Source organism: Tsukamurella sp. 1534, assembly GCF_000312385.1.
In the GTDB taxonomy this organism is placed as follows: domain Bacteria; phylum Actinomycetota; class Actinomycetes; order Mycobacteriales; family Mycobacteriaceae; genus Tsukamurella.
Genome location: NZ_HE997626.1, coordinates 702,057 through 725,253, shown reverse-complemented (window position 1 = coordinate 725,253; position 23,197 = coordinate 702,057). Strand labels below are relative to the sequence as shown.

The 23,197-nt window shown below is 71.1% G+C and carries 28 protein-coding genes; 15 read left to right on the top strand and 13 right to left on the bottom strand.

Going from position 1 to position 23,197, the window contains the following annotated elements; all coding sequences use genetic code 11:
• Positions 1 to 10: 10 nt before the first annotated feature.
• Positions 11 to 790 carry an EamA family transporter RarD gene (gene rarD / locus BN39_RS03710; protein WP_237741618.1) on the bottom strand — a complete coding sequence of 260 codons (780 nt, stop codon included), beginning with the start codon at positions 788 to 790 and terminating at the stop codon, positions 11 to 13.
• An 81-nt stretch (positions 791 to 871) separates the two neighbouring features.
• On the opposite strand from rarD, the gene cysS reads away from it, so the two are divergent.
• Genes cysS through BN39_RS03695 form a run of 3 tightly spaced genes read left to right on the top strand, consistent with a single transcriptional unit; the run spans position 872 to position 3,845 of the window.
• Positions 872 to 2,278, top strand: a complete 1,407-nt coding sequence (gene cysS, locus BN39_RS03705; protein ID WP_019201012.1) for a cysteine--tRNA ligase — start codon at positions 872 to 874, stop codon at positions 2,276 to 2,278.
• The gene (rlmB, locus tag BN39_RS03700; RefSeq protein WP_019201011.1) at positions 2,278 to 3,252 is read left to right on the top strand and encodes a 23S rRNA (guanosine(2251)-2'-O)-methyltransferase RlmB; all 975 of its coding nucleotides are present in this window, start codon (positions 2,278 to 2,280) and stop codon (positions 3,250 to 3,252) included. Before cysS ends, rlmB begins: the two co-directional genes overlap by 1 nt.
• Positions 3,252 to 3,845, top strand: a complete 594-nt coding sequence (locus BN39_RS03695; protein WP_019201010.1) for a TetR/AcrR family transcriptional regulator — start codon at positions 3,252 to 3,254, stop codon at positions 3,843 to 3,845. The genes rlmB and BN39_RS03695 overlap by 1 nt, the downstream gene beginning before the upstream one ends.
• A gap of 17 nt (positions 3,846 to 3,862) precedes the next feature.
• Here the strand turns inward: BN39_RS03695 and BN39_RS03690 are convergent, their stop codons facing one another.
• From BN39_RS03690 to BN39_RS03670, 5 genes are read right to left on the bottom strand one after another with little or no spacing between them, the layout of a single operon-like run.
• A complete protein-coding gene (locus BN39_RS03690) occupies positions 3,863 to 4,753 on the bottom strand; it encodes a metal ABC transporter permease (protein WP_019201009.1) in 891 nt (296 codons plus the stop codon).
• Positions 4,754 to 5,497 carry a metal ABC transporter ATP-binding protein gene (locus tag BN39_RS03685; protein ID WP_019201008.1) on the bottom strand — a complete coding sequence of 248 codons (744 nt, stop codon included), beginning with the start codon at positions 5,495 to 5,497 and terminating at the stop codon, positions 4,754 to 4,756.
• Positions 5,494 to 6,420, bottom strand: coding sequence for a metal ABC transporter solute-binding protein, Zn/Mn family (locus tag BN39_RS03680; RefSeq protein WP_019201007.1), 927 nt, complete (start codon positions 6,418 to 6,420; stop codon positions 5,494 to 5,496). The genes BN39_RS03685 and BN39_RS03680 overlap by 4 nt, the downstream gene beginning before the upstream one ends.
• A gap of 41 nt (positions 6,421 to 6,461) precedes the next feature.
• Positions 6,462 to 7,169, bottom strand: coding sequence for an SGNH/GDSL hydrolase family protein (locus tag BN39_RS03675; RefSeq protein ID WP_019201006.1), 708 nt, complete (start codon positions 7,167 to 7,169; stop codon positions 6,462 to 6,464).
• 2 nt (positions 7,170 to 7,171) lie between these two features.
• On the bottom strand, positions 7,172 to 7,582 hold the full coding sequence (locus tag BN39_RS03670) for a nuclear transport factor 2 family protein (RefSeq protein ID WP_019201005.1): 411 nt from the start codon (positions 7,580 to 7,582) through the stop codon (positions 7,172 to 7,174).
• A 107-nt stretch (positions 7,583 to 7,689) separates the two neighbouring features.
• On the opposite strand from BN39_RS03670, the gene BN39_RS03665 reads away from it, so the two are divergent.
• A complete protein-coding gene (locus BN39_RS03665; protein ID WP_019201004.1) occupies positions 7,690 to 8,250 on the top strand; it encodes a PadR family transcriptional regulator in 561 nt (186 codons plus the stop codon).
• Here the strand turns inward: BN39_RS03665 and BN39_RS03660 are convergent.
• Together BN39_RS03660 and BN39_RS03655 are read right to left on the bottom strand one after the other, a co-directional pair.
• Positions 8,247 to 8,660 (bottom strand): nuclear transport factor 2 family protein, encoded by a 414-nt coding sequence (locus tag BN39_RS03660; protein ID WP_019201003.1) that lies wholly within the window; start codon positions 8,658 to 8,660, stop codon positions 8,247 to 8,249. The two genes, BN39_RS03665 and BN39_RS03660, sit on opposite strands and share 4 nt — an antisense overlap.
• Before the next feature lie 189 nt (positions 8,661 to 8,849).
• A complete protein-coding gene (locus BN39_RS03655; protein ID WP_019201001.1) occupies positions 8,850 to 9,830 on the bottom strand; it encodes a pirin family protein in 981 nt (326 codons plus the stop codon).
• Between the two features lie 160 nt (positions 9,831 to 9,990).
• Here BN39_RS03655 and BN39_RS03650 point away from each other — a divergent pair, with 160 nt between their 5' ends.
• Genes BN39_RS03650 through BN39_RS03640 form a run of 3 tightly spaced genes read left to right on the top strand, consistent with a single transcriptional unit; the run spans position 9,991 to position 12,695 of the window.
• Positions 9,991 to 10,842, top strand: coding sequence for an alpha/beta fold hydrolase (locus BN39_RS03650; RefSeq protein WP_040765810.1), 852 nt, complete (start codon positions 9,991 to 9,993; stop codon positions 10,840 to 10,842).
• A 36-nt stretch (positions 10,843 to 10,878) separates the two neighbouring features.
• On the top strand, positions 10,879 to 12,183 hold the full coding sequence (gene mshA / locus BN39_RS03645) for a D-inositol-3-phosphate glycosyltransferase (protein WP_019200999.1): 1,305 nt from the start codon (positions 10,879 to 10,881) through the stop codon (positions 12,181 to 12,183).
• Positions 12,180 to 12,695 carry a YbjN domain-containing protein gene (locus tag BN39_RS03640; protein ID WP_040765808.1) on the top strand — a complete coding sequence of 172 codons (516 nt, stop codon included), beginning with the start codon at positions 12,180 to 12,182 and terminating at the stop codon, positions 12,693 to 12,695. Before mshA ends, BN39_RS03640 begins: the two co-directional genes overlap by 4 nt.
• On the opposite strand, the gene BN39_RS03635 is transcribed toward BN39_RS03640, so the two are convergent.
• Positions 12,643 to 14,127, bottom strand: a complete 1,485-nt coding sequence (locus BN39_RS03635) for an MFS transporter (RefSeq protein ID WP_019200997.1) — start codon at positions 14,125 to 14,127, stop codon at positions 12,643 to 12,645. The genes BN39_RS03640 and BN39_RS03635 overlap by 53 nt on opposite strands.
• Before the next feature lie 247 nt (positions 14,128 to 14,374).
• Between BN39_RS03635 and BN39_RS03630 the strand changes: the two genes are divergently transcribed.
• A complete protein-coding gene (locus BN39_RS03630) occupies positions 14,375 to 14,851 on the top strand; it encodes a hypothetical protein (RefSeq protein WP_019200996.1) in 477 nt (158 codons plus the stop codon).
• 67 nt (positions 14,852 to 14,918) lie between these two features.
• Entirely contained in the window at positions 14,919 to 15,698 is a 780-nt protein-coding gene (gene nagB / locus BN39_RS03625; protein ID WP_019200995.1) for a glucosamine-6-phosphate deaminase, read from the top strand.
• On the opposite strand, the gene BN39_RS03620 is transcribed toward nagB, so the two are convergent.
• Positions 15,695 to 16,360, bottom strand: a complete 666-nt coding sequence (locus BN39_RS03620; protein WP_019200994.1) for a TetR/AcrR family transcriptional regulator — start codon at positions 16,358 to 16,360, stop codon at positions 15,695 to 15,697. The genes nagB and BN39_RS03620 overlap by 4 nt on opposite strands.
• 87 nt (positions 16,361 to 16,447) lie before the next feature.
• Here BN39_RS03620 and BN39_RS03615 point away from each other — a divergent pair, with 87 nt between their 5' ends.
• Entirely contained in the window at positions 16,448 to 17,803 is a 1,356-nt protein-coding gene (locus BN39_RS03615) for an MFS transporter (protein WP_019200993.1), read from the top strand.
• A 9-nt stretch (positions 17,804 to 17,812) separates the two neighbouring features.
• On the top strand, positions 17,813 to 18,931 hold the full coding sequence (locus BN39_RS03610) for a YbfB/YjiJ family MFS transporter (protein ID WP_019200992.1): 1,119 nt from the start codon (positions 17,813 to 17,815) through the stop codon (positions 18,929 to 18,931).
• Positions 18,932 to 18,934: 3 nt separating this feature from the next.
• Here BN39_RS03610 and BN39_RS03605 read toward each other — a convergent pair whose 3' ends face one another.
• Positions 18,935 to 19,459: a hypothetical protein gene (locus tag BN39_RS03605; protein WP_148281404.1), complete on the bottom strand. Its 525-nt coding sequence runs from the start codon at positions 19,457 to 19,459 to the stop codon at positions 18,935 to 18,937.
• Entirely contained in the window at positions 19,459 to 19,920 is a 462-nt protein-coding gene (locus BN39_RS03600) for a DUF3995 domain-containing protein (RefSeq protein ID WP_019200990.1), read from the bottom strand. Before BN39_RS03600 ends, BN39_RS03605 begins: the two co-directional genes overlap by 1 nt.
• 83 nt (positions 19,921 to 20,003) lie before the next feature.
• Here BN39_RS03600 and BN39_RS03595 point away from each other — a divergent pair, with 83 nt between their 5' ends.
• From BN39_RS03595 to BN39_RS03580, 4 genes are all read left to right on the top strand, one after another.
• Positions 20,004 to 20,465 carry a VOC family protein gene (locus BN39_RS03595; RefSeq protein WP_040765804.1) on the top strand — a complete coding sequence of 154 codons (462 nt, stop codon included), beginning with the start codon at positions 20,004 to 20,006 and terminating at the stop codon, positions 20,463 to 20,465.
• Entirely contained in the window at positions 20,462 to 20,797 is a 336-nt protein-coding gene (locus BN39_RS03590) for a helix-turn-helix transcriptional regulator (protein WP_019200988.1), read from the top strand. The genes BN39_RS03595 and BN39_RS03590 overlap by 4 nt, the downstream gene beginning before the upstream one ends.
• Positions 20,794 to 21,282: an SRPBCC domain-containing protein gene (locus BN39_RS03585; RefSeq protein ID WP_019200987.1), complete on the top strand. Its 489-nt coding sequence runs from the start codon at positions 20,794 to 20,796 to the stop codon at positions 21,280 to 21,282. The genes BN39_RS03590 and BN39_RS03585 overlap by 4 nt, the downstream gene beginning before the upstream one ends.
• A gap of 330 nt (positions 21,283 to 21,612) precedes the next feature.
• Positions 21,613 to 21,897: a hypothetical protein gene (locus BN39_RS03580; protein WP_019200986.1), complete on the top strand. Its 285-nt coding sequence runs from the start codon at positions 21,613 to 21,615 to the stop codon at positions 21,895 to 21,897.
• Between the two features lie 316 nt (positions 21,898 to 22,213).
• Here BN39_RS03580 and BN39_RS03575 read toward each other — a convergent pair whose 3' ends face one another.
• Entirely contained in the window at positions 22,214 to 23,197 is a 984-nt protein-coding gene (locus tag BN39_RS03575) for an aldo/keto reductase (protein ID WP_019200985.1), read from the bottom strand.

Sequence of the window (23,197 nt, the reverse complement as noted above, 5' to 3'; positions counted from 1 at the left end):
ACGAACTGGATCAGGCCGATGGTGACCGCGGGATCCGCTGCGCCGCCACGGCGAACAGCAGCAGCGGCACCGCGGTGGCGACCCCCGCGAACACCAGGAGCGCCGCGTGCCCCGCGCCGTGCCGCCCGAAGTCGAGCCCGCCGCCCCACACCGCGACGATCACCAGCACCAGGCCGGCGATCGGGGACAGCACGGCGGTCTCCAGCGTGAGGCCGTGCAGGGCGTCGAGGTGATCGCCCACCTTCTTCTTCACCAGCCCGTAGAGCGCGAACGAGCAGGCCAGCACCAGTGCGGTGAGAGGGAAGCGGCCGCCGGCCAGGGTGAGGTACCCGGCGGCGAGCACGCCCACGCCCACGGCGGCCCACTGCAGCGGTCGCAGCCGCTCACCGAGCACCAGCACGCCCAGGCCCACCGTGACGAGCGGGTTGAGGAAGTAGCCGAGCGCCGCATCGGAGGTGTGGCCGCTGGTCACGGCGAGCACGTAGACGATCCAGTTCGTCGCGATGAGGAGCGCGGCCACGGTGACGCCTGCGACCAGTTTGGGCTGGTGTCGTAGCGGCACGATCCAGGCGAAATCCTTGCGCACGAGCAGGATCGCCCCGCAGAGCACCAGGGTCCAGAGGATCCGGTTCGCCAGGATCTCCCAGGCGCCGGTCGGCGTGAGCGCGTCGAAGTAGAGCGGGAACAGGCCCCACAACCCGTACGCGCCGAACCCGGCGATCAGTCCGGTCGTCGCGCCGGTCATCGGCGTGCGGCCGCGATCACCCTGAGCCCCCGGTTCGATCGTCACGGGGGTGAACTGTACGGGCGCCGGGCCCGCGCCGGGCGGGAGCGGGTTCGCGGCGGACCCGGCCAAGTAGGATGAACCACCGTGACGCTGCGCTTATACGACTCCCTGACCCGCGAAGTCCGTGACTTCGTGCCCCTCGTCGAGGGCAAGGCCGGGATCTACCTGTGTGGCGCGACGGTGCAGGGCGTCCCCCACATCGGACACATCCGCAGCGGCGTCGCGTTCGACGTGCTGCGGCGCTGGCTGATCGCCAAGGGATTCGACGTGGCCTTCGTGCGGAACGTCACCGACATCGACGACAAGATCCTCCGCAAGTCCGCCGAGGCGGGCCGCCCGTGGTGGGAGTGGGCCGCCACGCACGAGCGCGAGTTCACCCGCGCCTACGACGCGTTGGGCGTGCTGCCGCCGTCGGTGGAGCCGCGCGCAACCGGCTTCATCACGCAGATGGTCGAGTACATGCAGCGGCTGATCGACGCGGGCCACGCCTACGCGGCCGAGGGTGACGTGTACTTCAGCGTGCGCTCGCAGCCCGATTACGGCGTGCTGAGCCACCAGAAGGTGGACGACATGCAGCAGGGCGAGTCCGCCGCCACCGGCAAGCGCGACGCCGCCGACTTCACCCTGTGGAAGGGCGCGAAGCCGGGCGAGCCGTCGTGGCCCTCGCCGTGGGGGCCGGGCCGGCCGGGGTGGCACCTGGAGTGCTCCGCGATGGCCACCAGCTACCTGGGCGCCGAGTTCGACATCCATTGCGGCGGCATGGACCTGGTGTTCCCGCACCACGAGAACGAGATCGCCCAGGCGCACGGCGCGGGCGATCCGTTCGCCCGGTACTGGTTGCACAACGGCTGGGTCACCATGTCCGGCGAGAAGATGAGCAAGTCGCTGGGCAATGTGGTCTCGATTCCTGTTCTGCTGCAACAGGTCCGCGCGGTGGAGCTGCGGTACTACCTGGGCTCCGCGCACTACCGGTCGATGCAGGAGTTCTCGGCGGGCGCGCTGTCCGAGGCGGCCACCGCGTACGGACGGATCGAGTCGTTCGTGCAGCGGACCGTCGAGCGTGCGGGCGACGTCCCGGTGGGGGAGTGGACGCCCGGCTTCGCCGCGGCCCTCGACGACGATCTGGGCGTGCCGGCCGCGATGGCGGAGGTGCACGCCGCGGTGCGGGCGGGAAACGCGGCCCTGGAGTCCGGGGACCTCGACGGTGCGCGTACCCGCGCGGCGTCGGTCCGGGCCATGACGTCGATCCTCGGCGTGGATCCGCTGGACCCGCACTGGATCACGGAGAACGACGGTGACGGGGCGGCGATGGCAGCGCTCGGTGTGCTCGTCGAGGCGGAGCTGGAGCGCCGCGCGGCGGCCCGGGCCGAGAAGAACTGGGCGGAGGCGGATGCGGCGCGGGATCGGCTGCACGCCGCGGGTATCGAGGTGACCGACGGTGCCGACGGGTCCAGCTGGACCGTCGGCCGCAAGAGCGCAGGAGACCACTGATGGCAGGCAATTCGCAGCGCCGCGGCGCGGTCCGCAAGGCGGGCACCAAGAAGGGACAGGTCCAGGGGTCCGGTGGCGTGCGCCGCCGGGGCCTGGAGGGGCGCGGTGCGACCCCCGCCGCGAAGGACCGCCCGTACCACCCCGCGCACAAGAAGGCCCGGGCCGCGGCGAAGACCGCGTCGAACCAGCCGCGCCGCCCGCAGAAGGTGGCCGGCCGCGCCGCCGAGGACGGGCCCGAGTACGTGCTCGGCCGCAACCCGGTGGTCGAATGCCTCCGGGCCGGCGTCCCCGCCACGGCCCTGTACGTGGCGCTCGGCTCCCAGAACGACGAGCGGCTCACCGAATCCGTGAAGATCGCCGCCGACAAGGGCATCGCGATCCTCGAGGTGCAGCGCGCCGAGCTGGACCGGATGAGCGACAACGGATTGCACCAGGGCGTCGCCCTGCAGGTGCCCCCGTACACCTACGCGCATCCGGACGAGCTGCCGGCCCGCGCCAAGGACCGCGGCGAGGCGCCGCTCATCGTGGCGCTGGACAACATCACCGATCCCCGCAACCTGGGTGCGGTCATCCGTTCCACGGCCGCGTTCGGCGGGCACGGCGTGGTCATCCCGTCCCGACGGTCCGCGGCCATCACCGCGGTCGCCTGGCGCACCTCCGCGGGCGCGGCCGCGCGGCTGCCCGTCGCGCAGGCGCCGAACCTCAACCGCGCCCTCGCCGATTACGCGGCGGCCGGACTGCAGATCGTGGGGCTCGACGCCGGTGGCGATGTGACGCTGGACGACTACCGCGCCGACACCGGCGTGGTCGTCGTGGTCGGCTCCGAGGGCAAGGGCCTCTCGCGGCTCGTCCGGGAGAACTGCGATTCGATCCTCTCCATCCCCATCGCGTCCGCCGTGGAGTCGCTCAACGCTTCGGTCGCGGCCGGCGTGGTGCTCGCGGAGTTCGCGCGGCAGCGGCGCGCCGGGGCGTAGTGCCACAGGAGCAGGCGGAACCGCTCGAGCGCCGGCAGCAGCAGCGCCGGCGCGCGATGCTCGACGTGGGCGTCGGCCTGCTGGGCGCCTCCGAGCCGGCGGCCGTCAGCGTGCGCGCCGTGTGCCGTTCGACGGGCATCACCGAGCGGTACTTCTACGAGGCCTTCGGCAGTCGTGACGAATTCGTGCGCGCCGTGTACGACGACGTGAGCGTCCGGGCGCGGGACGCGCTGATCGAGGCGGTGCGGGGCACCACCGATCCGGCGGAGCTGCCGCGGGCCGCGGTCGCGCGATTCGTCGAACTGGTCGTGGACCGGCCCGACGTGGGCCGGGTGCTGCTGATCGCGCCGCTGCGCGAGACCGCCCTGGCGGAGCGGGGATTGGGGCGGATGCCCGAGTTCTTCTCCGTGGTCGCGGGCACGCTGCCGCCGGGGGTGGGCGACGAGACCCGGCAGATGGTCGCGGTGAGCGTCGTGGGCTCCCTGACGGCGCTGTTCACCGAGTTCCTCTCGGACCGGTTGGAGGTCACGCGCGCGCAGCTAGTCGGATTCTGCGTGGACGTGGTGACCACCACGGCCCGTCGCTTCGAGTAGCCCGGGCCCGCCCGCCGTCAGTGCGCGTGGCGGTGGTCGTGCGCCTCGTCCGACGGTGCCGGGGCGCTGCCCCGGCGGCCGCGCTGGCCGAGCAGGCGGCACACCGCGTAGATCACGAACGAGATGCTCGTGACGAACACCGAGACCGGGAGCGCGGGTGCGAGCGAGAGCACGATCCCGCCCACGGCGGCCACGAGCGCGAACACGAGTGACAGGGCCGTGGTCTTACCGGGCGAGCTGGTCACCCGGGCGGCGGCCGCCGCCGGCGTGATGAGCAGGCTCATCACGAGCAGCGCGCCCACGATCTGCACGCCCTGCGCGGCCGCCGCGCCCACGAGCATCGCGAACACCACGGACAACGCCTTGACGGGAACGCCGTGTGCCGCCGCCACATCCGGGTCGGTGGAGAGGAACAGCAGCGGCCGGTAGATGAACGCCAGGATCGCCAGCACCACCACGGTGGTGATCGCCATCAGCGTGACGCCGTCCAGCCCCACGGCCACCACCTGGCCGGTGAGCAGAGCGAACGCGGTGCCCTGCCGCCCGGGGTAGAGCGCGAGGAACAGCACCGACAGGCCGAGCCCGAAAGCCATGATCACGCCGATCACGGAGTCCCGTTCGCGGGCGTACACGCCCAGCAGTCCGAACAGCAGGCCCGCGACGAGGGAACCGAACAGAGCGCCCGCACCCACGTTGTAGCCCAGCAGCAGGGCAAGGGCGGCGCCGGTCAGCGAGAGCTCGGACGTGCCGTGCACGCTGAACGCCATCTGCCGGGACACGATGAGCGGCCCCATGACCCCGGCGAGGACGGCCAGCAGGGCCGCGGCGAGCAGCGCCTGCTGGACGAAGGGCTGCTGCAACAGGTCCCAGGTGAGCCGGAAGTCGAAGAGGTGGTCGAGGTGGTCCATCTACTCGTCGCCTCCCACCACGACCAGGCGGTCGCGCACGTGCAGCACGTCGACGGGGGCGCGGTAGAGGCGGCTGAGCCGCTCGGAGGTCATCACCTCGGCCGTGGGGCCCACCTCGAAGCGCCCGTCCACCAGGTACAGCACCCGGTCACAGTACGGCAGAACGGGATTGATCTCGTGGGTCACGAAGAGCACGGCGGTGTCGAACTCGCGGCGCCGGCGCTCGATGAGCGAGACGGCGAGCTGCTGGTGCCCCGGGTCGAGGGAGAGCAGGGGCTCGTCGCAGAGCAGGATCGACGGATCCGAGGCGAGCGCTTGCGCCACGCGCAGCCGCTGCTGCTCGCCGCCGGAAAGGGAGCCGATCGGGGCCTCGGCGAACGGCGCCGCGTCCACCTGCGCGAGGGCGGTGTCGACGGCGGACCGTCGGGCCTTGCGGTTCCGCAGGCCGATGCCCCAGGCCGCCCCGTCGTATCCGAGGCCCACAAGGTCTCGGCCGCGCAGCGGGACGGCCGCGTCGAGCGACCGCTGCTGCGGGATGTAGCCGATCCGGCCGGTGACGTCGACGGTGCCGTCGGACAGGTCCGTCTGGCCCAGGAGGACGCGCAGGAGGGAGGTCTTGCCCGCCCCGTTGGGACCGAGCACGGCGATGAACTCGCCGGGCTCGATATCGAGATCGAGCCCGTCCCAGAGGGTTCGGTCCTGGAAGCGGAGTGCGGCGCCGCGCAGGCTGATGACCGGCGTCACGGGCGCGGCTTGAGCGCCTCGGAGAGGCGTTGGACGTTGTCGGCCTGCCAGGCGACGTAGTCGGTGGTGCCCTCGGGCAGCGATTCGGTGACCCTGACCACGGGCACGCCGGCGCCCTCGGCGGTCTTCGCGAGCGCGGTCGTGACCGGGTTCTCGGTCTGCGAGTTGAGCACCACGGCGCGCACCTGCTTGCCGGTCACCAGGGAGGTGGCGGCGGCGATGTCGGCGGGAGCGGGGTCGGTGCCGGATTCGATCGCGGCGGTGTACCGGGGCGGGGCCGCGTCGATGAGGCCGGACAGGGAGAGCAGGTACCCGGCCACCGGCTCGGTCGCGGCGACGCGTGCGCCCGGGTTGGTGTGGCCGATGGCGCGGGCCCGGCCGATCACCTCGTCGAGCTTCGAGGAGAAGTCCGCGGCGCGCTTCTCGTACGCCTCGCGCTTGCCGGAGTCCTTCTCGGACAGCGTCTTCGCGACAGCGCCGGCCACCTTCTGCATGGTGGGGAGGTCGTAGAAGGCGTGCTCGTTGGCGTGCTCGTGCTCGTGGTCGTGCCCCGCGGCGGCGCCCTCCTCCTGCAGGGAGACGGCGTCCACCTTGGCGGCGGAGGTGCCCTCGGCGGCCTTCTCCATGTAGGCGTCGTAGTGGCCGCCGTTGAACACGAGGATGGAGGCGCGCTTGACCTTGAGCGTGTCCTGCGCGGAGGGCTCGAACTCGTGCGGATCGCCCGTGGGGTTGGCGAACAGCTCGGTGACCTCGGCGTCGCCGCCGGCGACCGCCCGCGCCACGGCGCCGTACACGTCGGTCGACGCGACGATGGACGGCTTACCGTCGGACGTGTCCGACGAGCCGGACCCGCACGCGGTGAGTGCAAGGGTCGCGACGACGGCGGCGCCGACGGTCTGCGCGAGACGGTTGCGGATGCGCACGGGAGCTCCTCAAGACAACAATGGAAATCGTTGTCATTAGATTAGCTTCGGTGCCCCCGGCGTGTCGAATCGGCCCCGTCCTGCACGGCGGCCGCGCACAGGTCGGCGAACGCGGCGTGTGCCGCCGCGGACGGGTGGAAGCCGTCGGCCGCGAACATCCCCGCCTCATCGGGAAAGGCGCACGGCACGTGGGTCACGCGGGGCCGGTCGCCCGCGAGCTGTCGTGCGGCGTCGTCGAATCCGCGGGCGCGGGCGTCCAGGGCCGCGCCCAGCTCTGGCGGCAGCGCGGGGAACGTCGTGAGTGGAGGCAGTCCCAATAGCAGCACCCGGGCGCGGGGTGCAGCGGCGAGCACCCCGTCGAGCGCCGCCGCCAGCTCGCGCTCCCAGCGGGCCGCACGGTGCAGGTTCTTCACGTCGTTGACGCCGAGCGAGATGAGCACCACGTCCGGGTCACCGAGCCCGGCGGCCTGGGCCGGGACGTGGCCGGCCGTGGCGCCCGATCGCGCGCGGACCTCCCACGTCGCCGCCCCGTCACCGGCGAGCGCCGCGGCCAGGCGTCCGGTGATCGTGTCCCGGTGGTGCTCCACGCCGACCCCGGCCGCCACGCTGTCGCCGAGCGCGACGATCCGGGTGGTGGGCGCACCGTCGCCGGCGGTTCCCGAGCAGCCGCCGGCCTCCGGGAGGCGCGGGGTGTGCCGGGCGACGTGCGCGGCCTGCGCGAGCAGCCGGGGGAGGCGGGCGGCGCGCACCGTCAGGCCCCGGACTCGGCCTGCGCGGCCGCGGCGGCCTCCTCGCCGATCCGGCCGAACTCGGCTCCCATCGCGGCGGAGAGGGCCTGCGCGGCCGAGAGCGGGCGCACCATCACCATGAAGTCGTCGATCTTCCCCTCGGCGTCGACGTGGATGAAGTCGCAGCCGGTGAGCTTCTTGCCGTCGACAGTGCTCTCGAAGACCAGGGCGTGATCGTCGCCGTCGTTGATCTCCCGGATGTAGCGGAAGTCGTCACCCATCACGCGGATCACGCCGCGCAGGATCGCGGCGGTGATGTGCCGTCCCTCGTACGGCTTGAAGGCGACGGGGCTGGTGAACGTCACGTCGTCGGCCAGCAGGCGGTCGAAGGCCGCCTCGTCTCGGGTCTCCACGGCCTCGCGGAACGCGCGCATCGGGGCTCCTTAATCAATTTGTTGAATAGGTGTGCGTTCAGTATGGGCGGCGGCGCGGGCGTTTGTCCAGGGTCTGAATAGGCAACTTTTTGAATATGATGGGAGGTATGGCACTGCGGCACGCGATCCTCGCGACCCTCCTCGTGGTGGAGGAGGCGTCGGGGTACGACCTGGCCAAGCAATTCGACGGTGCGCGGGCCAACTTCTGGGTTGCCACGCCGCAGCAGCTGTACCGGGAGCTGGACCGGCTGGAGGCCGACGGGGCGATCGCCGCGCGGACCGTCGAACAGGAGAAGCGCCCGAACAAGCGGGTGTTCCGGATGACCGAGGGGGGCCGGGCCGAGCTGGCGGAATTCTCCCGGGAGGCGCCGCGGCCCACCGCGATCCGCGACGACATGATGGTCGTAGTCCAGTCCTCCGCGGTGGGCGACGCCGCAGCCGTGGTCGCGGCGGTGCGCGCCCGCCGCGCCGCCGCCGTCGCGAAGCTGGCCCACTACGAGCGGATCGAGGCGGCCTGGCTCGAGGGGCGCACCCGGGAGGGCTTGCTCGCCGATCCGCACCTGGGCGGGCCCTATCTCACGCTGCTGCGCGGGCTGGGCTTCGAGCGGGAGAACATCGCGTGGGCCGACCTCGCGCTCCCCGTGCTGGAGGCGCGGCTGGGCGGCTAGGCGTCGCCGGGCGGGTTCGCGGCGTTCGCCTCCCCGACGATGCGCCCGAACTGGGAGCCCATGGCCTCGTTGAGCGCCTGCACCCCGGAGAGCGGGCGCACCATCACGGTGAACTCGTCGATCTTGCCTGCCTCGTCGAGGTGCAGAAGGTCGCAGCCGTTGATCCGTTTGCCGGCGAGGGTGGCGGTGAAGATCAGCGCGTGATCGCGCCCGCCGGGGTCCGTGATCTCGCGGACGTAGCGGAACTCGGGGCCCATCACGCGCCGCGCGGCCCGCAGGATCGCTGCCACCGTCGCCCTGCCCTCGTACGGGGTGATCGCCACCGGTCCGTGGAGCACCACGTCGTCGGCCAGGGCGCGCTCCATTGCCTCGTGGTCCCCGGCCTCCACTGCCGCGCGGAACTCCTGCATGATGTGCTCCTCACTCCGGCGGTCCCGTGGTTCTCAGAGCAGTATGGGGTGGTGGCCGTCCTCCCCGCCGTCGGTTTCGGACTCGCGGTCCTGCCGGCGGCCGTGGAGCGATAGCCGAAACCGGCGGTTTCCCGAGGCGTGACGCGGTATTCGCATCCTGTCTCCGGAAACCGCCGGTTTCAGACGGGGTCAGCGCCGGTTCTGCGGCACGTGGGGCATCAGGGCGTCGGGCGGGATGACGCCGAACTTGCCGGCGTTGTAGTCCTCCAGCGCCTGCACCAGCTCGGCCTTGGTGTTCATGACGAACGGGCCGTACTGCACGACGGGCTCGCGGATGGGCCGGCCGCCGAGGATCAGCACCTCCATGGCCGGGCGGTTCGAGTCCTGGGACTCGTCCGCACGCACCGTGATCCGGTCGCCGGGGCCGAGCTGCGCCAGCTGGCCCTGGTGGATCGGATGGCCGACGGGGCCCACCGATCCGCGGCCGCTGAGCACGTAGACGAGCGCGTTGAAGTCGCGGTTCCAGGGCAGCGACACCTCGGCGCCCGGGGCGATCGTGGTGTGCACGAAGTTGATCGGCGTGCGGGTGGAACCGGGCCCCTGGTGACCGTCCACGTCGCCCGCGACGATGCGCACCAGCGCGCCGCCGTCGGCGGAGGACACGAGCGCGGTCTGGCCGCCCTCGAGGTTCTGGTACGCCGGGGTACTGAACTTCTCGTCGGCGGGCAGGTTCACCCACAGCTGGATGCCGTGGAAGGTGCCGCCGGACTCGACGAGCTCCGCGGGCGGGGTCTCGATGTGCAGGATGCCGGAACCGGCGGTCATCCACTGGGTGGCGCCGTCCTGGATCAGGCCGCCGCCGCCGTGGCTGTCCTGGTGCTGGAACAGGCCGTCGATCATGTAGGTCACGGTCTCGAAGCCGCGGTGCGGGTGCCAGTTGGTGCCCTTGGGCTCGCCGGGCTCGTACTCGACCTCGCCCATCTGGTCCATGTGGACGAACGGGTCGAGATCGCGCGGGTGGACGCCGGCGAAGGCCCGCACCACGGGGAAGCCCTCGCCCTCGTGACCGCGGGGGCCGGTGGTGATCTTGCGGACGGGCCGGTCGGTCTCGCCCGGCCCGGCCTCGGTGATGCGGGGCAGGGTCAAGGTGTCTGCGGTGACGGCGGGCATGTCGTCCTCCTCGGGTGGCTGGTGAAGCTGACACTACCATCAACCGGACCTCGGTCCGATTAATTCCTTGGGGTTCGTGGTGGGCGCGTCCGGCCGGGTGTGGATTGAACGCGTGCCCTCGTCCGCATCGCGCGCGGCGCCGGACGCTACTGTCGGATCCGTGACTCGTTCTGTGGGATTGGCCGTCTCGAGCGACGGCACGGAGATCTTCTACGCCGATTACGCGGAGGGCACCGACGCGGCGAAGCCCGCGTACCTGCTCATCCACGGCTGGTCCGCCAGCTCGGACTCCTGGGGCGCACCGTTGATCGACGCGCTGACGTCGGCGGGCCACCGCGTGGTGGCGGTGGACAACCGCGGCCACGGCCGCAGTTCGGTGCCCGCCTCGGACGACCCCTTCGGCACGCCCCGCTTCGCCGACGACGTGAAGGCGGTCCGCGACCTCCTCGGCCTCGACGAGGTCGTCCTCGTCGGCTGGTCCTACGGCGGCCTGATCATCGCCGATCACCTCGCGACCCACGGCACGGGCGGGGTCAAGGCCGTGGGCCTGATCGGCGCCATCACCTCGATCGGCGGAACGAAGGAGGGGCAGTTCCCCGGCGGCGTCACCGGCTCGTCGATGAACGCGGCGCTGCCCGCCGCGCTGTCGGCGCACCCCGGCAAGGCCATCACGGCGCTGGCCAAGCTGCGGATGCTGCCCCACGGATTCGACCAGGACGCGCTCGGCCCCGTCGCCCAGCAGCAGTTCGGCATCGCGCTGTCCACACCTCCGGCTGTGCGCGGCGGGCTGTTCCGGCGCACCGTCGACCACGATGCGGACCTGGCGGCCTGGACGTTCCCCGTCCTGGTCCAGCACGGGAGGGACGACGAGGTGGTGGCACCGTCGACCGCGGAGCACCACGCCCGGATCCTCTCCGACGCGAAGCTGTCCTGGTGGGACGAGGGCGGGCACGCGCCGTTCGTCGTGGACCCCGCCCGCAGCGCCGGTGAACTGCTCGAACTGGCGCGTTGACGTACCGGGGTTAAGCTGGACGGCGTGCCTACTGGAATGCCCGGGGTGAGCCTCACTCCGCGTCGGGTCGCGGTGCTGTCGGTGCACACCTCGCCGCTCGCGCAGCCGGGGACCGGCGACGCCGGCGGGATGAACGTCTACATCTGGCAGACGTCGCTCGAGCTGGCGGCGCGCGGCATCGAGGTGGAGATCTTCACCCGCGCCACCAGCTCCGCCGACGCGCCCGTGGTGGAGGCGGCGCCCGGCATCCGGGTGCGCAACGTGGTCGCCGGGCCGTTCGAAGGCCTGGACAAGACTGATCTTCCGGCGCAGCTCTGCGCGTTCGCGGCGGGTGTGCAGCGCGCCGAGGCCCGCGAGGAGCCCGGCTACTTCGATCTCATCCACTCGCACTACTGGTTGTCCGGCCAGGTGGGCTGGCTGGCGCGCGAACGGTGGGGAGTCCCGCTGGTGCACACCGCGCACACGCTGGCCGCCGTGAAGAACGATGCGCTCGCGCTGGGTGACACGGCCGAGCCGCAGGCCCGGATCATCGGCGAACAGCAGGTCTCCGACGAGGCGGACCGGCTCATCGTCAACACCGAGGTCGAGGCGAGCCAACTGTCCGCGCTGCACGGTGTCCCGGAGAGCCGGATCGACGTGGTCTACCCGGGCGCGGACCTCGCGACGTACTTGCCGGGCGACGGTGCTCGCGCGCGCGCCGAGCTGGGTATCGCCCCCGACGAGCAGGTCCTCACCTTCGTGGGCCGGATCCAGCCGCACAAGGCGCCCGATCTCCTGCTCCGCGCGGCCGCCCCGCTGATTCGCGATCATCCCGAGCGCCGGATCCGGCTCCTCGTGATCGGCGGACCGTCGGGCACCGGTCTCGAGCGCCCCGACGCCCTCATCGCCCTCGCCCGCGATCTGGGCATCGAGCACGCGGTCACGTTCGGGCCGCCGCGCCCGCCGGCCGGTCTCGCGGAGGTGTACCGCGCCTCCGATCTCGTTGTGGTGCCGAGCTATTCCGAATCGTTCGGCCTCGTCGCCGTGGAGGCGCAGGCGTGTGGCACGCCCGTGGTGGCCGCCAAGGTGGGCGGGCTGCCGGTGGCCGTGTCCGACGGTGCCTCCGGCCGCCTCGTGGCGGGCCACGATCCGCAGGACTGGACTGCGGTCCTCGACGGGCTCACCGCCGATTCCGCGCTGCGGCAGCGGCTCTCCGACGGGGCCGCCGCCCACGCGGCGCGGTTCTCGTGGGCCCGCACGGCCGACGGTCTGCTGGAGAGCTACGCGAAGGCGATCGAGGCGCGGGAGACCGCCGGTCGCACGGTGCGCCGTCGCCGGCGGCGTGCGGGAGTACGGGTATGAGCGATATGACCCCGGAGCAGGTGGAGGCTGCGCTCACGGAGCGCGAACTGGACTTCACTCGCAAGGAGGAGACCGGGAAGGATCTCGCGCACTTCATCATCGAGCTCCCGGGCGAGAAGAAGCTCAAGACCACCACGATGCTCACGCTGGGCGCGCACGGCGCGCGGGTGGAGGCCTTCGTGTGCCGCCACCCCGACGAGAACTTCGAGGGTGTCTATCGATACCTGTTGCGGCGCAACCGTCGTCTGTACGGCGTGGCGTACACGATCGATCGCACGGGGGACATCTACCTCACGGGCAGGTTCAGCGAGTTCACCGAGGACGAGCTGGACCGCGTGCTGGGGCAGGTCCTCGAGGCCGCGGACGGCGACTTCAACACCCTGCTCGAACTGGGGTTCTCCACAGCGATCCGTCGCGAGTACGACTGGCGCCTCTCCCGCGGCGAACCGCTGTGGAACCTCAAGCCGTTCGAGCACCTGCTTCCCGATTTTCCCGATCTGCCGGAGAAGTAGGCTCCTGCTCCCGCTCGGGCACCGCTCGGGTGCGCGGGATCATCAGCGCCACAACGGCGGCGACGGCGGCGACCACGCCTGCGATGACGAATCCGGTGGTGAACGCGTCCTCCGACGGCAGCACCGTCTCGTGCGGGGTGCCCGCCAGCAGGGTGAGCGTGTAGCGGGTGAGGATCGTGGCCATCACGGCCGAGGCGATCGCCGTGCCCACGGACCGCATGAGTGAGTTCAGGCCGTTGGCCGCGGCGGACTCGGTATCCGGGACGTTCGCCATGATGAGCGCGGGCATCGCCGAATAGGCCACGCCCACACCGCCGAACACGATAATCGAGCCGATCGACATCTTCCACGTGGCATCGGTGAGGCCGAGCAGCGCGAAGTAGCCGGCCGCCGACATCGCGGCGCCGATCGCCAGGGTCAGGCGCGCCCCGATCCGCTTGGTCAGTAGCGCCGAGATGGGGGAGAGCGCCATCATCACCAGGCCGCCGGGCACCATCCACAGGCCGGCGTCGAGCATCGTCCGGCCCAGCCCGAACCCGGTGACCTCGGGGATCTGCAGCATCTGCGGCATGGTCAGCATGAGCGAGAACATGGCGAAGCCCACCATGATCGACGCGATGTTGGTCAGCAGGATCGGCCGGCGCGACGAGATGCGCAGGTCCACCAGCGGTTCCCGGGTGCGGATCTCCCAGAATCCCCAGGCGATGAGGACGAGGACGCCGCCGGCGGCACAGCCGATGGTGGCTGCGGAGCCCCAACCCCACGACTGCCCCTTGGTGATCGAGAGCAGGACGCTGACCAGGCCCACCGAGAGGCCGAGCGTGCCGACCACGTCGAACTCGCCGGGGTGCAGGTTGGGGGATTCGGGGACCACGACGTACACGAGGCCGAGGGTGACGACGCCGAGGGCGAGCGAGAACCAGAACAGCGTGTGGTAGTCGAAGTGCTCGGAGATGTAGGCGCCGAACGGGATTCCGATCGCGCCGCCCACGCCGAGCATGGCGGACATGAGCGCGACGGCGCCGGGGATCTTGCGTGCGTGCAGTTCGTCGCGCATGAGCGAGATACCCACGGGGACGAGGCCCATCGCGAAGCCCTGGAACGAGCGGCCCACCACGGTGAGCAGCAGCGTGTGCGAGAGCGCGCAGATCAGTGAGCCGCCGATGAGGCTGAGCAGGCTGGTGAGCAGCACGAGGCGCTTGCCGTACATGTCGCCGAGCCGGCCGGCGATGGGCATCGCGACCGAGGAGGCGAGCAGGGTGGAGGTGACCACCCAGGAGGCGTTGTCGGTGCTGGTGTTCAGGAGGTCGGGGAGCTGCCCGACGATCGGCACCACCAGCGATTGCATGAGTGCGGCGAGGAGGCCGCCGAGACACAGGACGGCGATGAGGAGGCCGTCCGCGGGGCGGTTCCTGCGGAGGTTGTCTGTCATGGGTCCAAACCGTAGTTGTAGAATACAACCTCAGCAACCGATTGCGTCGAGCGTCACGTCGGTGGAAATGCATTATCGTGCAGATATGGGACATTCGATGCAAGGGATGCCACCGCAGGAGCCCGGAGGCGGCCCCGGCGCGCACGGCACGACCCAGCCTGGAGGTCCCGTATTCCTCGGGGCGCAAGGGGTTCCCGTACCGCCGCCAGGGTATCTCGCTCCGAAACCGCGCCCGGGGTTGAGAGGGGTGTGGTTCGGTGTCGCAGCGGTGGTCGTCGCCATCGTGGTGCCGATCGTGGTTCTGCTCACCATCGTGGTCCCCCAATTCGGTGCGGAGGCCCAGTACGTGCCTGCGGACCGGGCCCCGCATGAACTCACGGTCCCGTCGAACTCGCGCATCGGCCTCTTCACCGTGGATCGGACGGGGCCGATCCCGTGTTCAGTGACCGATTCGAGCGGAGCGCAGGTGCCGGTCGAATGGATGGAGAACAGCAGCGTCACGGTGAACGAATGGACGGCGACCCGGACGTTCGACTCCGGTGACGGCCGCATCGTGGTGACCTGTGCGGACGCGGTCTCCGCCGAGGATCGGGTCCGCGTCGCCGAGATGCCCGACGCGGGGCTGCTGGTGGGCGGCATCCTGGGGTCGATCGCGTTCGGCCTGGTCTTCCTCGCCGTCGGGATCGTGCTGATCATCGTCACCCTGGTGCGCCGCGCGCGCTGAGAATCTGGTTATGACCAGTTATCGCGAACTGCGGGTATAGCGGCCCGAGGGGCTCTACGATGGGCCCATGGAAATCGTGATCCGCCCTACGCCCGCCGACGTCGCCTCCACCGCCGCCGACATCGTGGCCGACCACGTGCGCCGTGGCCCGGCCGTGCTGGGCCTGGCCACGGGGTCCACGCCCCTGGCCACCTATCAGGAGCTGATCCGCCGCCACACCGAGGAGGGGCTCAGCTTCGCCGACTGCGTCTCGTTCAACCTCGACGAGTACGTCGGGCTGCCCACGGGGCACCCCGAGAGCTACCGCGAGGTGATCCGCAAGGAGTTCACCTCGCACATCGACATCCCCGACGCCAAGGTCGAGGGGCCCGACGGCACGGCGGCCGACATCGCGGCCGAGGCGAGGCGCTACGAGGACGCGATCAAGGCCGCCGGCGGCGTGGACGTGCAGCTCCTGGGCATCGGCACCGACGGGCACATCGGCTTCAACGAGCCCGTCTCCTCGCTCGCGTCGCGCACCCGGATCAAGACGCTCACCACGCAGACCCGCGAGGACAACGCGCGCTTCTTCTCCTCGATCGACGAGGTGCCGATCCACGTGCTCACGCAGGGGCTCGGCACCATCTCGGAGGCGGAGCACCTGCTTCTCCTCGCGACGGGCGAGGGCAAGGCCGAGGCGATCGCCGCCACCGTCGAGGGGCCCGTGGCCGCGGTGAACCCGGCATCCGTTCTGCAGTTCCACCCGCACGTGACCGTCGTGATCGACGAAGCCGCCGCGTCCAAGCTGCGCCTGCGCGACTACTACGTGCACGTGCTCGCCAACAAGCCTGAGAACCAGGCCTTCTAGCGGTCACCCGCCTCGGGCGCGAACAGGCCCCTCATCAGCGCCGCGAGGCTCACGGCGAAGTCGTCCACCGTCGCCGGCCGCGCGTCGAGGTCCGCGCTCGCGCGCAGGTTCGGGACCGCTTCCCCGGGCATCGTTCCGACCAATTCGTCCATCCGCTCGTGCGTGAGCGGAGTGCCCTCCGCGCGCTGCCGTAGGTGGGACAGGACGCTGCCGAGCGTGAGGCTCCACAGTGCGCGGTAGGCCGCGAGCGCGGCCGCACGGTCGCCGGTCAGCTCGTGCGCCGCGCCCATCACGGCGTCGGTGAGCAGGAGTGCGCCGCGGCCGATCCGCTGCGGCCGGATGAGTGCCTCCGGCACCCACGGGTGCGCTGTGAGCGTCTCGTAGAGCATGGTCATCGCCACCCGGATGCACGCGTACGGGTCGTCGGGGAAGACGACCGCCGCGAAGGGCTCCGCGATCGCGTCGAGCGCCAGTGCGAGCAGGTTCTCCTTGTCGTCCACGTGCCGGTACAGGGCCATCGTGGTCACGCCCACGTCGCCGGCGAGATCCTTCATGGTGAGCCCGTCGACGCCGACCTCGTCGAGCCGGACCAGAGCCCGCTCGACGATCCGTTCCCGCGTGATGCTGGGCGGGCGGCCGCGGCGCGGCGTGATCTGACGCATCCCCCCATTCTGTCGGAGGGATCTTGTGGTCGCTCGCAACTAAGGCTACCCTTCGAAATTATGTTACTCGATACACAAAAAGTTGCCGTGCGCTCCGCACTCCTCCTCGCCGGTCTGTCCCAGTTCCTCGTCGCCTTCGACGCCTCCGTCACCAACGTCGCGCTGCGGGCGATCCGCGACGACGTCCACTTCACTCCGCAGGGCCTGTCCTGGGTCGTCAACGCCTACGCGATCGTCTTCGGCGGGCTGCTCCTCTTAGCGGGCCGGCTCTCCGATCGGTACGGCCCGCGCGCGCTGCTCCGCTTCGGTTTCGCCCTGTTCACCGTCGCGTCCCTGGGGGCGTACCTGTGTCAGGAGCCCTGGCAGGTCATCGTGGTGCGTGTCCTGCAGGGAATCGGCGCCGCGGCGATCGCTCCCGCCGCGATCACGTCGGTGGCCCTCACCTTCCGCGATCCCGCGCACCGCGCGAAGGGGTTCGCCGCCATCGCGATCGGAGCCTCCGTGGGCGGTGCCGTGGGTGTGGTGCTCTCGGGCGTCCTCACGGACGCCTTCGGCTGGCGCACCGTCATCGCCTGCGGCGCGGTGGTCTCCGCGCTCGGCCTGGCACTCACCTGCGCTGCTCCCGGCCCCGTACTGGGAGCGGACCGCCGCACCGACTGGGCGGGCGGGGTGCTCGCCACCGCGGGGCTGACGGTGCTCGCGTACGGCATCGTCGCAGCGACCGACAACGGCTGGGGCAGTGCCCGCACGATCGGGTGGTTCGTCGTGGCCGCGGTGCTGCTGGCGGCCTTCGTGGCGGTCGAACGGCGAACGACGGTGCCGCTGGTCGACTTCGGTGTGCTGCGCCGGCGCGAAGTGCTGGTGCCGTGCCTCGTGTTCGCGTTCGTGGTCGCCGGCCAGTTCGGTGCCTTCTACTTCGTCTCGCTGTATCTGCAGATGGGGTTGGGATATTCGGCCACCAAGACCGGGCTGATGTTCCTGCCCTTCTCCTTCGGCATCGTGGTGGCAGTGCAGGTCGCGACGCGCCTCGTGCCGAAGGTCGGCGCCCGCAGGGTGGTGGCGATCGGCGCGGCGGTCGCCACCGTCGGATTCCTGCTGTTCGCCCCGCTCCCGGCCGATGGCGACTTCTTCACCGCGGTGCTGATCCCGTCATTGGTGACCTCGGTGGGCATCGGCATGGTCTTCCTGCCACTTCCGAACGTCGCGACCGCCGCCGTGGCGCCCTCGGAAACGGGCATGGTCTCGGGCGTGCTCAACACGTTCCGCCAGGTGGGCGGCGCTCTGGGGCTCGCTATCCTGGTCACCGTCTCCGCCGCGCTGAACGACGGTGCCGCCGTCCTCCCCGGCTACCGAGGCGCGCTCCTGGCGAGCGCCGGGCTCGTGGCCGCCGCTTTCGCGACAGCACTGCTCCTGCCCGCGAGGCAGGGATCGACCGCTCGTTAGAATGGCGTAGTGAATGCGCGGCGGATCGGTTTCGGTGCTCTCGCAGGACTCGCGGCGGCGATGGGTCTCGGACGTTTCGTCTACACGCCGATCCTGCCCCTCATGGAGGCGCAGACCGGCGCCTCGCCGCAGTCCACGGCCGTCGTCGCCACCTTCAACTACCTCGGCTACTTCCTGGGCGCGGTCGCGCTCGCGATCTGGCCCCGGTTCGCGCGCAGCCCGCTGATGCTGCGGGCCTCGCTCGTCGCCCTGGTGGCGAGCGAGGTGGCCATGGTGCTGGCGGTGAACGTCCCGTGGTGGTCGGCGGTGCGGCTGATCGCGGGCGTCGCGAGCGCCGTCGTGTTCGTCTACTGCGCCGGCGCGGTGGCCGGGACCGCCTCGGCGGGAATCGCTTTCGCGGGCGTCGGGGTGGGGATCGCCGTTTCGGGCGTCCTCGTCGTGGGCCTGGGGGAGGTCGTCGACTGGCGCTCGCTCTGGTGGCTCTCGGCGCTGCTCACCGCGGCGTTCGGCTGGTTCGCGTGGGGTGTCCCGCCGGGCGCCTCGCGTGCGCCCGCCACGTCCGACGGTGCGCCCCGCGCGGGGGTCGCGGGGTGGTCGCTCGGGCTGAGCTACTTCCTCGAGGGACTCGGGTACATCGTGCTCGGGACCTTCCTCGTCGCGGCCGTCGCCACCGGCGGGCGGTCCTGGGAGGGCCCCGCGGCGTGGGTGATCGTCGGCCTGGCCGCCGCCGCATCGCCGATGATCTGGGCCCGATTGCGTCGCTACCGGTCCGCGGAGGCGCTGCTGGTGATCGCCCTCCTGCTGCAGGTGGTCTCCGCAGTGCTGCCGGCCCTGGTGCACGGTGCGGCCGCGGCGGCGGTGTCTGCGGTGCTGTTCGGCGGGACGTTCATCGGCGCGGTCATGCTGTCCATGGAGGCGGGCGCCGACATCGGGATCCCGCGCTCCGCCGCCGTGCTCACGGCCGCGTACGGCATCGGTCAGATCCTGGGTCCGCTGGTGGTGGCCCCGATGCTCGGCGACGGCTACGACGCGGCCTTCCTCACCGCCGGCGGCGTGTTGGTGGTCTCCGCGGTCCTCGCCGCGGTCGCCGGCCGGGCGAGGCCGGCACCGGTGACCGGCCCGGTCTGAGCGTCATCGCCGGGGAGTCGGGAGGATCCAGCGGAGGAGGAGCATCGCGACGCCGATCTGCAGCGCGAGGTCCAGGTAGTGGCAGTACAGGGCCCCGAGGTACCCGGGGCCGCCCCACGCGTTCACCGTCCACCGCGGGTCCAGTGCGCCGGTGATCTGTGCTCCACCGCGCCAGACGCTGTAGAGGAGAACGAATCCGAGGAGGGCTGCGGCGATGCCGCGCAGGAACGTGCTCGGCGTGAGCGGCGCGAGCGCGGACCACTGCGCTGCGAACCGCCGACCGACGGGATTCGGTGGGACCAGCCACGGCATGGTTCCGGTCCGCTTCGCCCGCGCACCCAGGGCGACCCACGCGGCTGCGGCCGCCGTGAGCACGACGTGCACTCCCCAGGCGTCGGTGCCGGGGACGTGGGCCTTGATCGGTGTGCCGGGTGCGACGGTGAGGAACTCCCACAGGCCCCATCCGACGCCCGCGACGAACGCGACCGCGGTGACCGTGCAGAGGACGGGCGACAGCGTGCGGCGCATCACGGCGACTCCCGGTGCCGAGACGCCCACAGCCCGGTGGCGAGCGCGAGTCCCCACGCCAGGAACAGCGGATCCCACAGCAGTGCGTGGCCGAGAGTCGCCGTGCGGTCATAGGATTCGGGCCGGGGGAGCACGCCTGCGGCGAGAAGCGCGGAGGTGACGGTGTTCGCCGCACCCCAGAACGTGAGCACGGCCGCGCCGGCCCACATCGCGCCGCGCAATGCACGGCCGGCGTCCCCGCGCAGGAACAGTGCGAGCGGCGCGATAGCGGCCACCGCCTTGCCGCCGCCGATCACGGCGAGCATCCAGCGGCGGCCCTCGAACTGATCGGCCGTCGCCCCCACGGTGTCGAGTAGCGCGTCACCGCCGAGCCCCCAGTAGATGCTGGACGCCGCGTGGAGCCCGCCGAACACCGCGGCGGCGACGAAACACGTCCTCGCGCGCATCGTTCCCTCCGGCATAGTCCTTTCCTTCGCTACCGACCGTACCGCCCGCGGTGCTGACCTCTTGACATGATTTCCGATTAAGGAAACAATTGCGAAGTATGGATAGCAATACATTGACGGCAGCGATCATCTACCGCGACGCCAAGGCCGCGCTGGCGTGGCTGGAGAAGGCCTTCGGGTTCGAGACCACCATGGCGATCGATCCGCCGCCGGATCAGCCGACCATGGGGCACTACGAGATGGACTGCGGCGGAGGTCGTGTCATGATCGGCTCCGAATGGACGGAGCTGGCGCGCAGCCCCGCCAACACCGGCGGCGTGAACACGCAGTTCCTGCACATCCAGCTGGCAGACGGGCTGGACGAGCATTGCGAGCGCGCCCGCGCCGCCGGTGCCGAGATCGTCCAGGAGCCGCAGGACGAGTTCTACGGTGACCGCACCTACCGGGCCGCCGACCTCGACGGGCACATGTGGACCTTCGCCCAGCACGTCCGCGATGTGAGCAAGGCCGAGGCCGAGGCCGCGATCGGCGTGCCCATCCAGGCGAAGAACTGGCCGTGACGCAACCCGCGCAGCAGATCGACGCCACGCTCGCGGCGCTGTCCGATCCGGTCCGCCGCCGCGTCGTCGAGCTGCTCTCCGACCGGCCCCGCAGGCCCGGCGAACTCGCGGAGGAGACGGGCACCAGCGCTCCCACGCTGAGCAAGCACTTGAGGGTGCTGCGGACCTCGGGGCTGGTCACAGAGGAACACCCCGAGCACGATGCCCGGGTGCGGATCTACACCCTGCGCTCGGCCCCCATGAAGGAACTGCGCGCGTGGCTCGACGCCGCGGAACAGGGCTGGGCGCAACAGCTCTCCGCCTTCGCGCGCTTCATCGAGGAGGACCAATGACCGCACCCGATGCGTCCCGGGTCATGGTGGCGACCCGTGTCGCCGCCACACCCGAGCGGGCGTTCGCCGCCTTCACCGAGCAGATCGGGCGGTGGTGGGTGCGCGACGGGCTGTTCCGGTTCACCCGCGCGCGGACCGGGACGATGGTGTTCGAGACCGGCCCCAGCGGGCGGCTCGTGGAAAGGTACGAGGACGGCGCCGAGTTCGTGGTCGGACACGTGCGCCGCTGGGACCCGCCCCACGGATTCGTGATCGGCTGGCGGCAAGAGGGTTTCACCGAGGGGCAGGACACCGAGCTGCACGTCTCGTTCGCCGAGACGCGCACCGACCCGGCCCAGACCCGGGTGACCGTCGAGCACTACGGCTGGGACCGGATTCCGCCGGAGAACCAAGTGCGGCACGGATTCCCGCTGCAGGTGTTCTCCCTGCGATTCGCCGAGTGGTGGCAGGCGCAGCTCGCCGCCCTCGACGGTGCGCTGCGCTGACGGCTGCGTGGTGCGTCAGGCGGGCGCGAAACCGAGGGCCGCGGGCCGGTGCCGGGAACGGGGTGCGCAGTAGTAGACGGCCACCGTGTGTCCGGGGAGGAGATCCGGAATGGACGTCCGTCAATTACGCCGTCCGGGGAATCGCCCGGCGCCACCCGATGCTCCCGACGTAGGGACTGAACACGATCACCGTGAAGGCCGGCGATCACGTGCTGAACGTCTGGTGCGATACCGAGGCCCACATGGCGACCGTAGAACCTGAACTATTCAGGAGGCAAGAAGGTCGCACCACGAACTGCGCGTGGAGGTATACGGGGATACCGTGCAGTTATGGAATGGATCTTCGCCGCTCTGCTGCCGCTGCTCGTCACCGTCGGTAAACGCTCGGAGAGCGGCCGGCAGAACCTGGCCTCGGTTTTCGGAGGCAGCGAGTCGGAGGCGCTGCGTGAGGCGACCGCATGGGCGCATGGATTCGTTGAGGATCGTGGTCTGGACGTGACTGACAAGCCCATCCTGGTGATGCGTGAGCTACGTCGCGAACGGCGCGCACTCTCACTGGTCGGGGCGAAGACCATCGTGGACAACATGACTGCGGCGGGCCGGTCGGTTGAGTAGGAAGCGTCCGGGGCGTCTGCGTCGCGCGCGCAAGAAGGTCGCGGAGTGGGTGGTGGAGTTCGTCGGTGGGATGTTCTCCTAGGCTGCGTTGTTCCGTGTATGCAGTAGCGCATGGGAGCGGACAGGTCATTGGCGACACCGCTCGGCGGACCGCGCGTATGGCAGTTTGCGGTCGGGCGCGATCACCTCGGCCCGGACTACCGTCCGTCTGTTTCAAAGGCAGGACGGTCGGCGGTGCTGCAATAGCCCTTGTGGGTAGTGCTGAAGCTCACCGCACTGCACGGTGCCCTGCGCTGACGGCGGCCGGATCGATCGGTCACCGTTGCTTGAGTGTGCGCTCGGGCAGCCTGCTGCCGACGGCCGAGAGTGCGGTGAGTTCCGCGAGCTGTGCCTCGCTGAGCGCGACATCCGCGGCGCCGAGATTGTCTCCGAGGTGCTTGCGACGGGTGGTGCCGGGGATGGGCACCACGTCGTCGCCCTGCGCCAGTACCCAGGCGAGCGCGACCTGGGCGGCGGTCACCGTCGAACCGCCGGACGAGAGTTCGGCGGCGATGGCGTCGATCCGATCCACCAGGCGCAGGTTCGCGTCCAGGTTCTCGCCCTGCCACCGGGGGATCGAATTCCGGAAGTCGTCGTCCTTGAGCGCCGCGACGGTGGCGGCCCGGTCTCCCGTGAGCAGGCCGCGGCCGAGCGGGCTGAACGGCACGAGCGAGGCGCCCACCTCGCGGGCCGCCTGCAGCGGACCCTCCTCCACGTCGCGGGTGAAGATCGAGTACTCCGACTGCAGCGCCGCGATCGGATGCACCGCGGCCGCCGCCCGGATGTCCTCCGCCGACGCCTCGGACAGGCCGAGCGCCCGGACCTTCCCGGCGCGCACCTGCTCCGCCATCGCCCCGACGGACTCCGCCACCGGCACCTGCGGGTCCACGCGGTGCAGGTAGTAGAGGTCGATCACGTCCACGCCGAGCCGACGCAGCGAGGCGTCCACGCACTCCGCGACCCGTTCGGGACGCCCGTCGATACCGACGGGACGCGCGTTCTCGTCGTTGACGAAGCCGAACTTGGTGGCCAGCACCACGTCTGCGCGCCGTTCGGCGAGGAACGGCGCGAGGAACTCCTCGTTGGCGCCGTTGCCGTACATGTCGGCGGTGTCGAAGAGGGTGACGCCGGCGTCGGCCGCCGCGTGCAGGGTGGCGAGGGATTCTTCGGGATCGGCGGCGCCGTAGGCGTGGCTCATGCCCATGCAGCCGAGGCCGAGGGCGGAGACGCGGAGGTCGCCGAGGGAGCGGGAGGGGAGCAT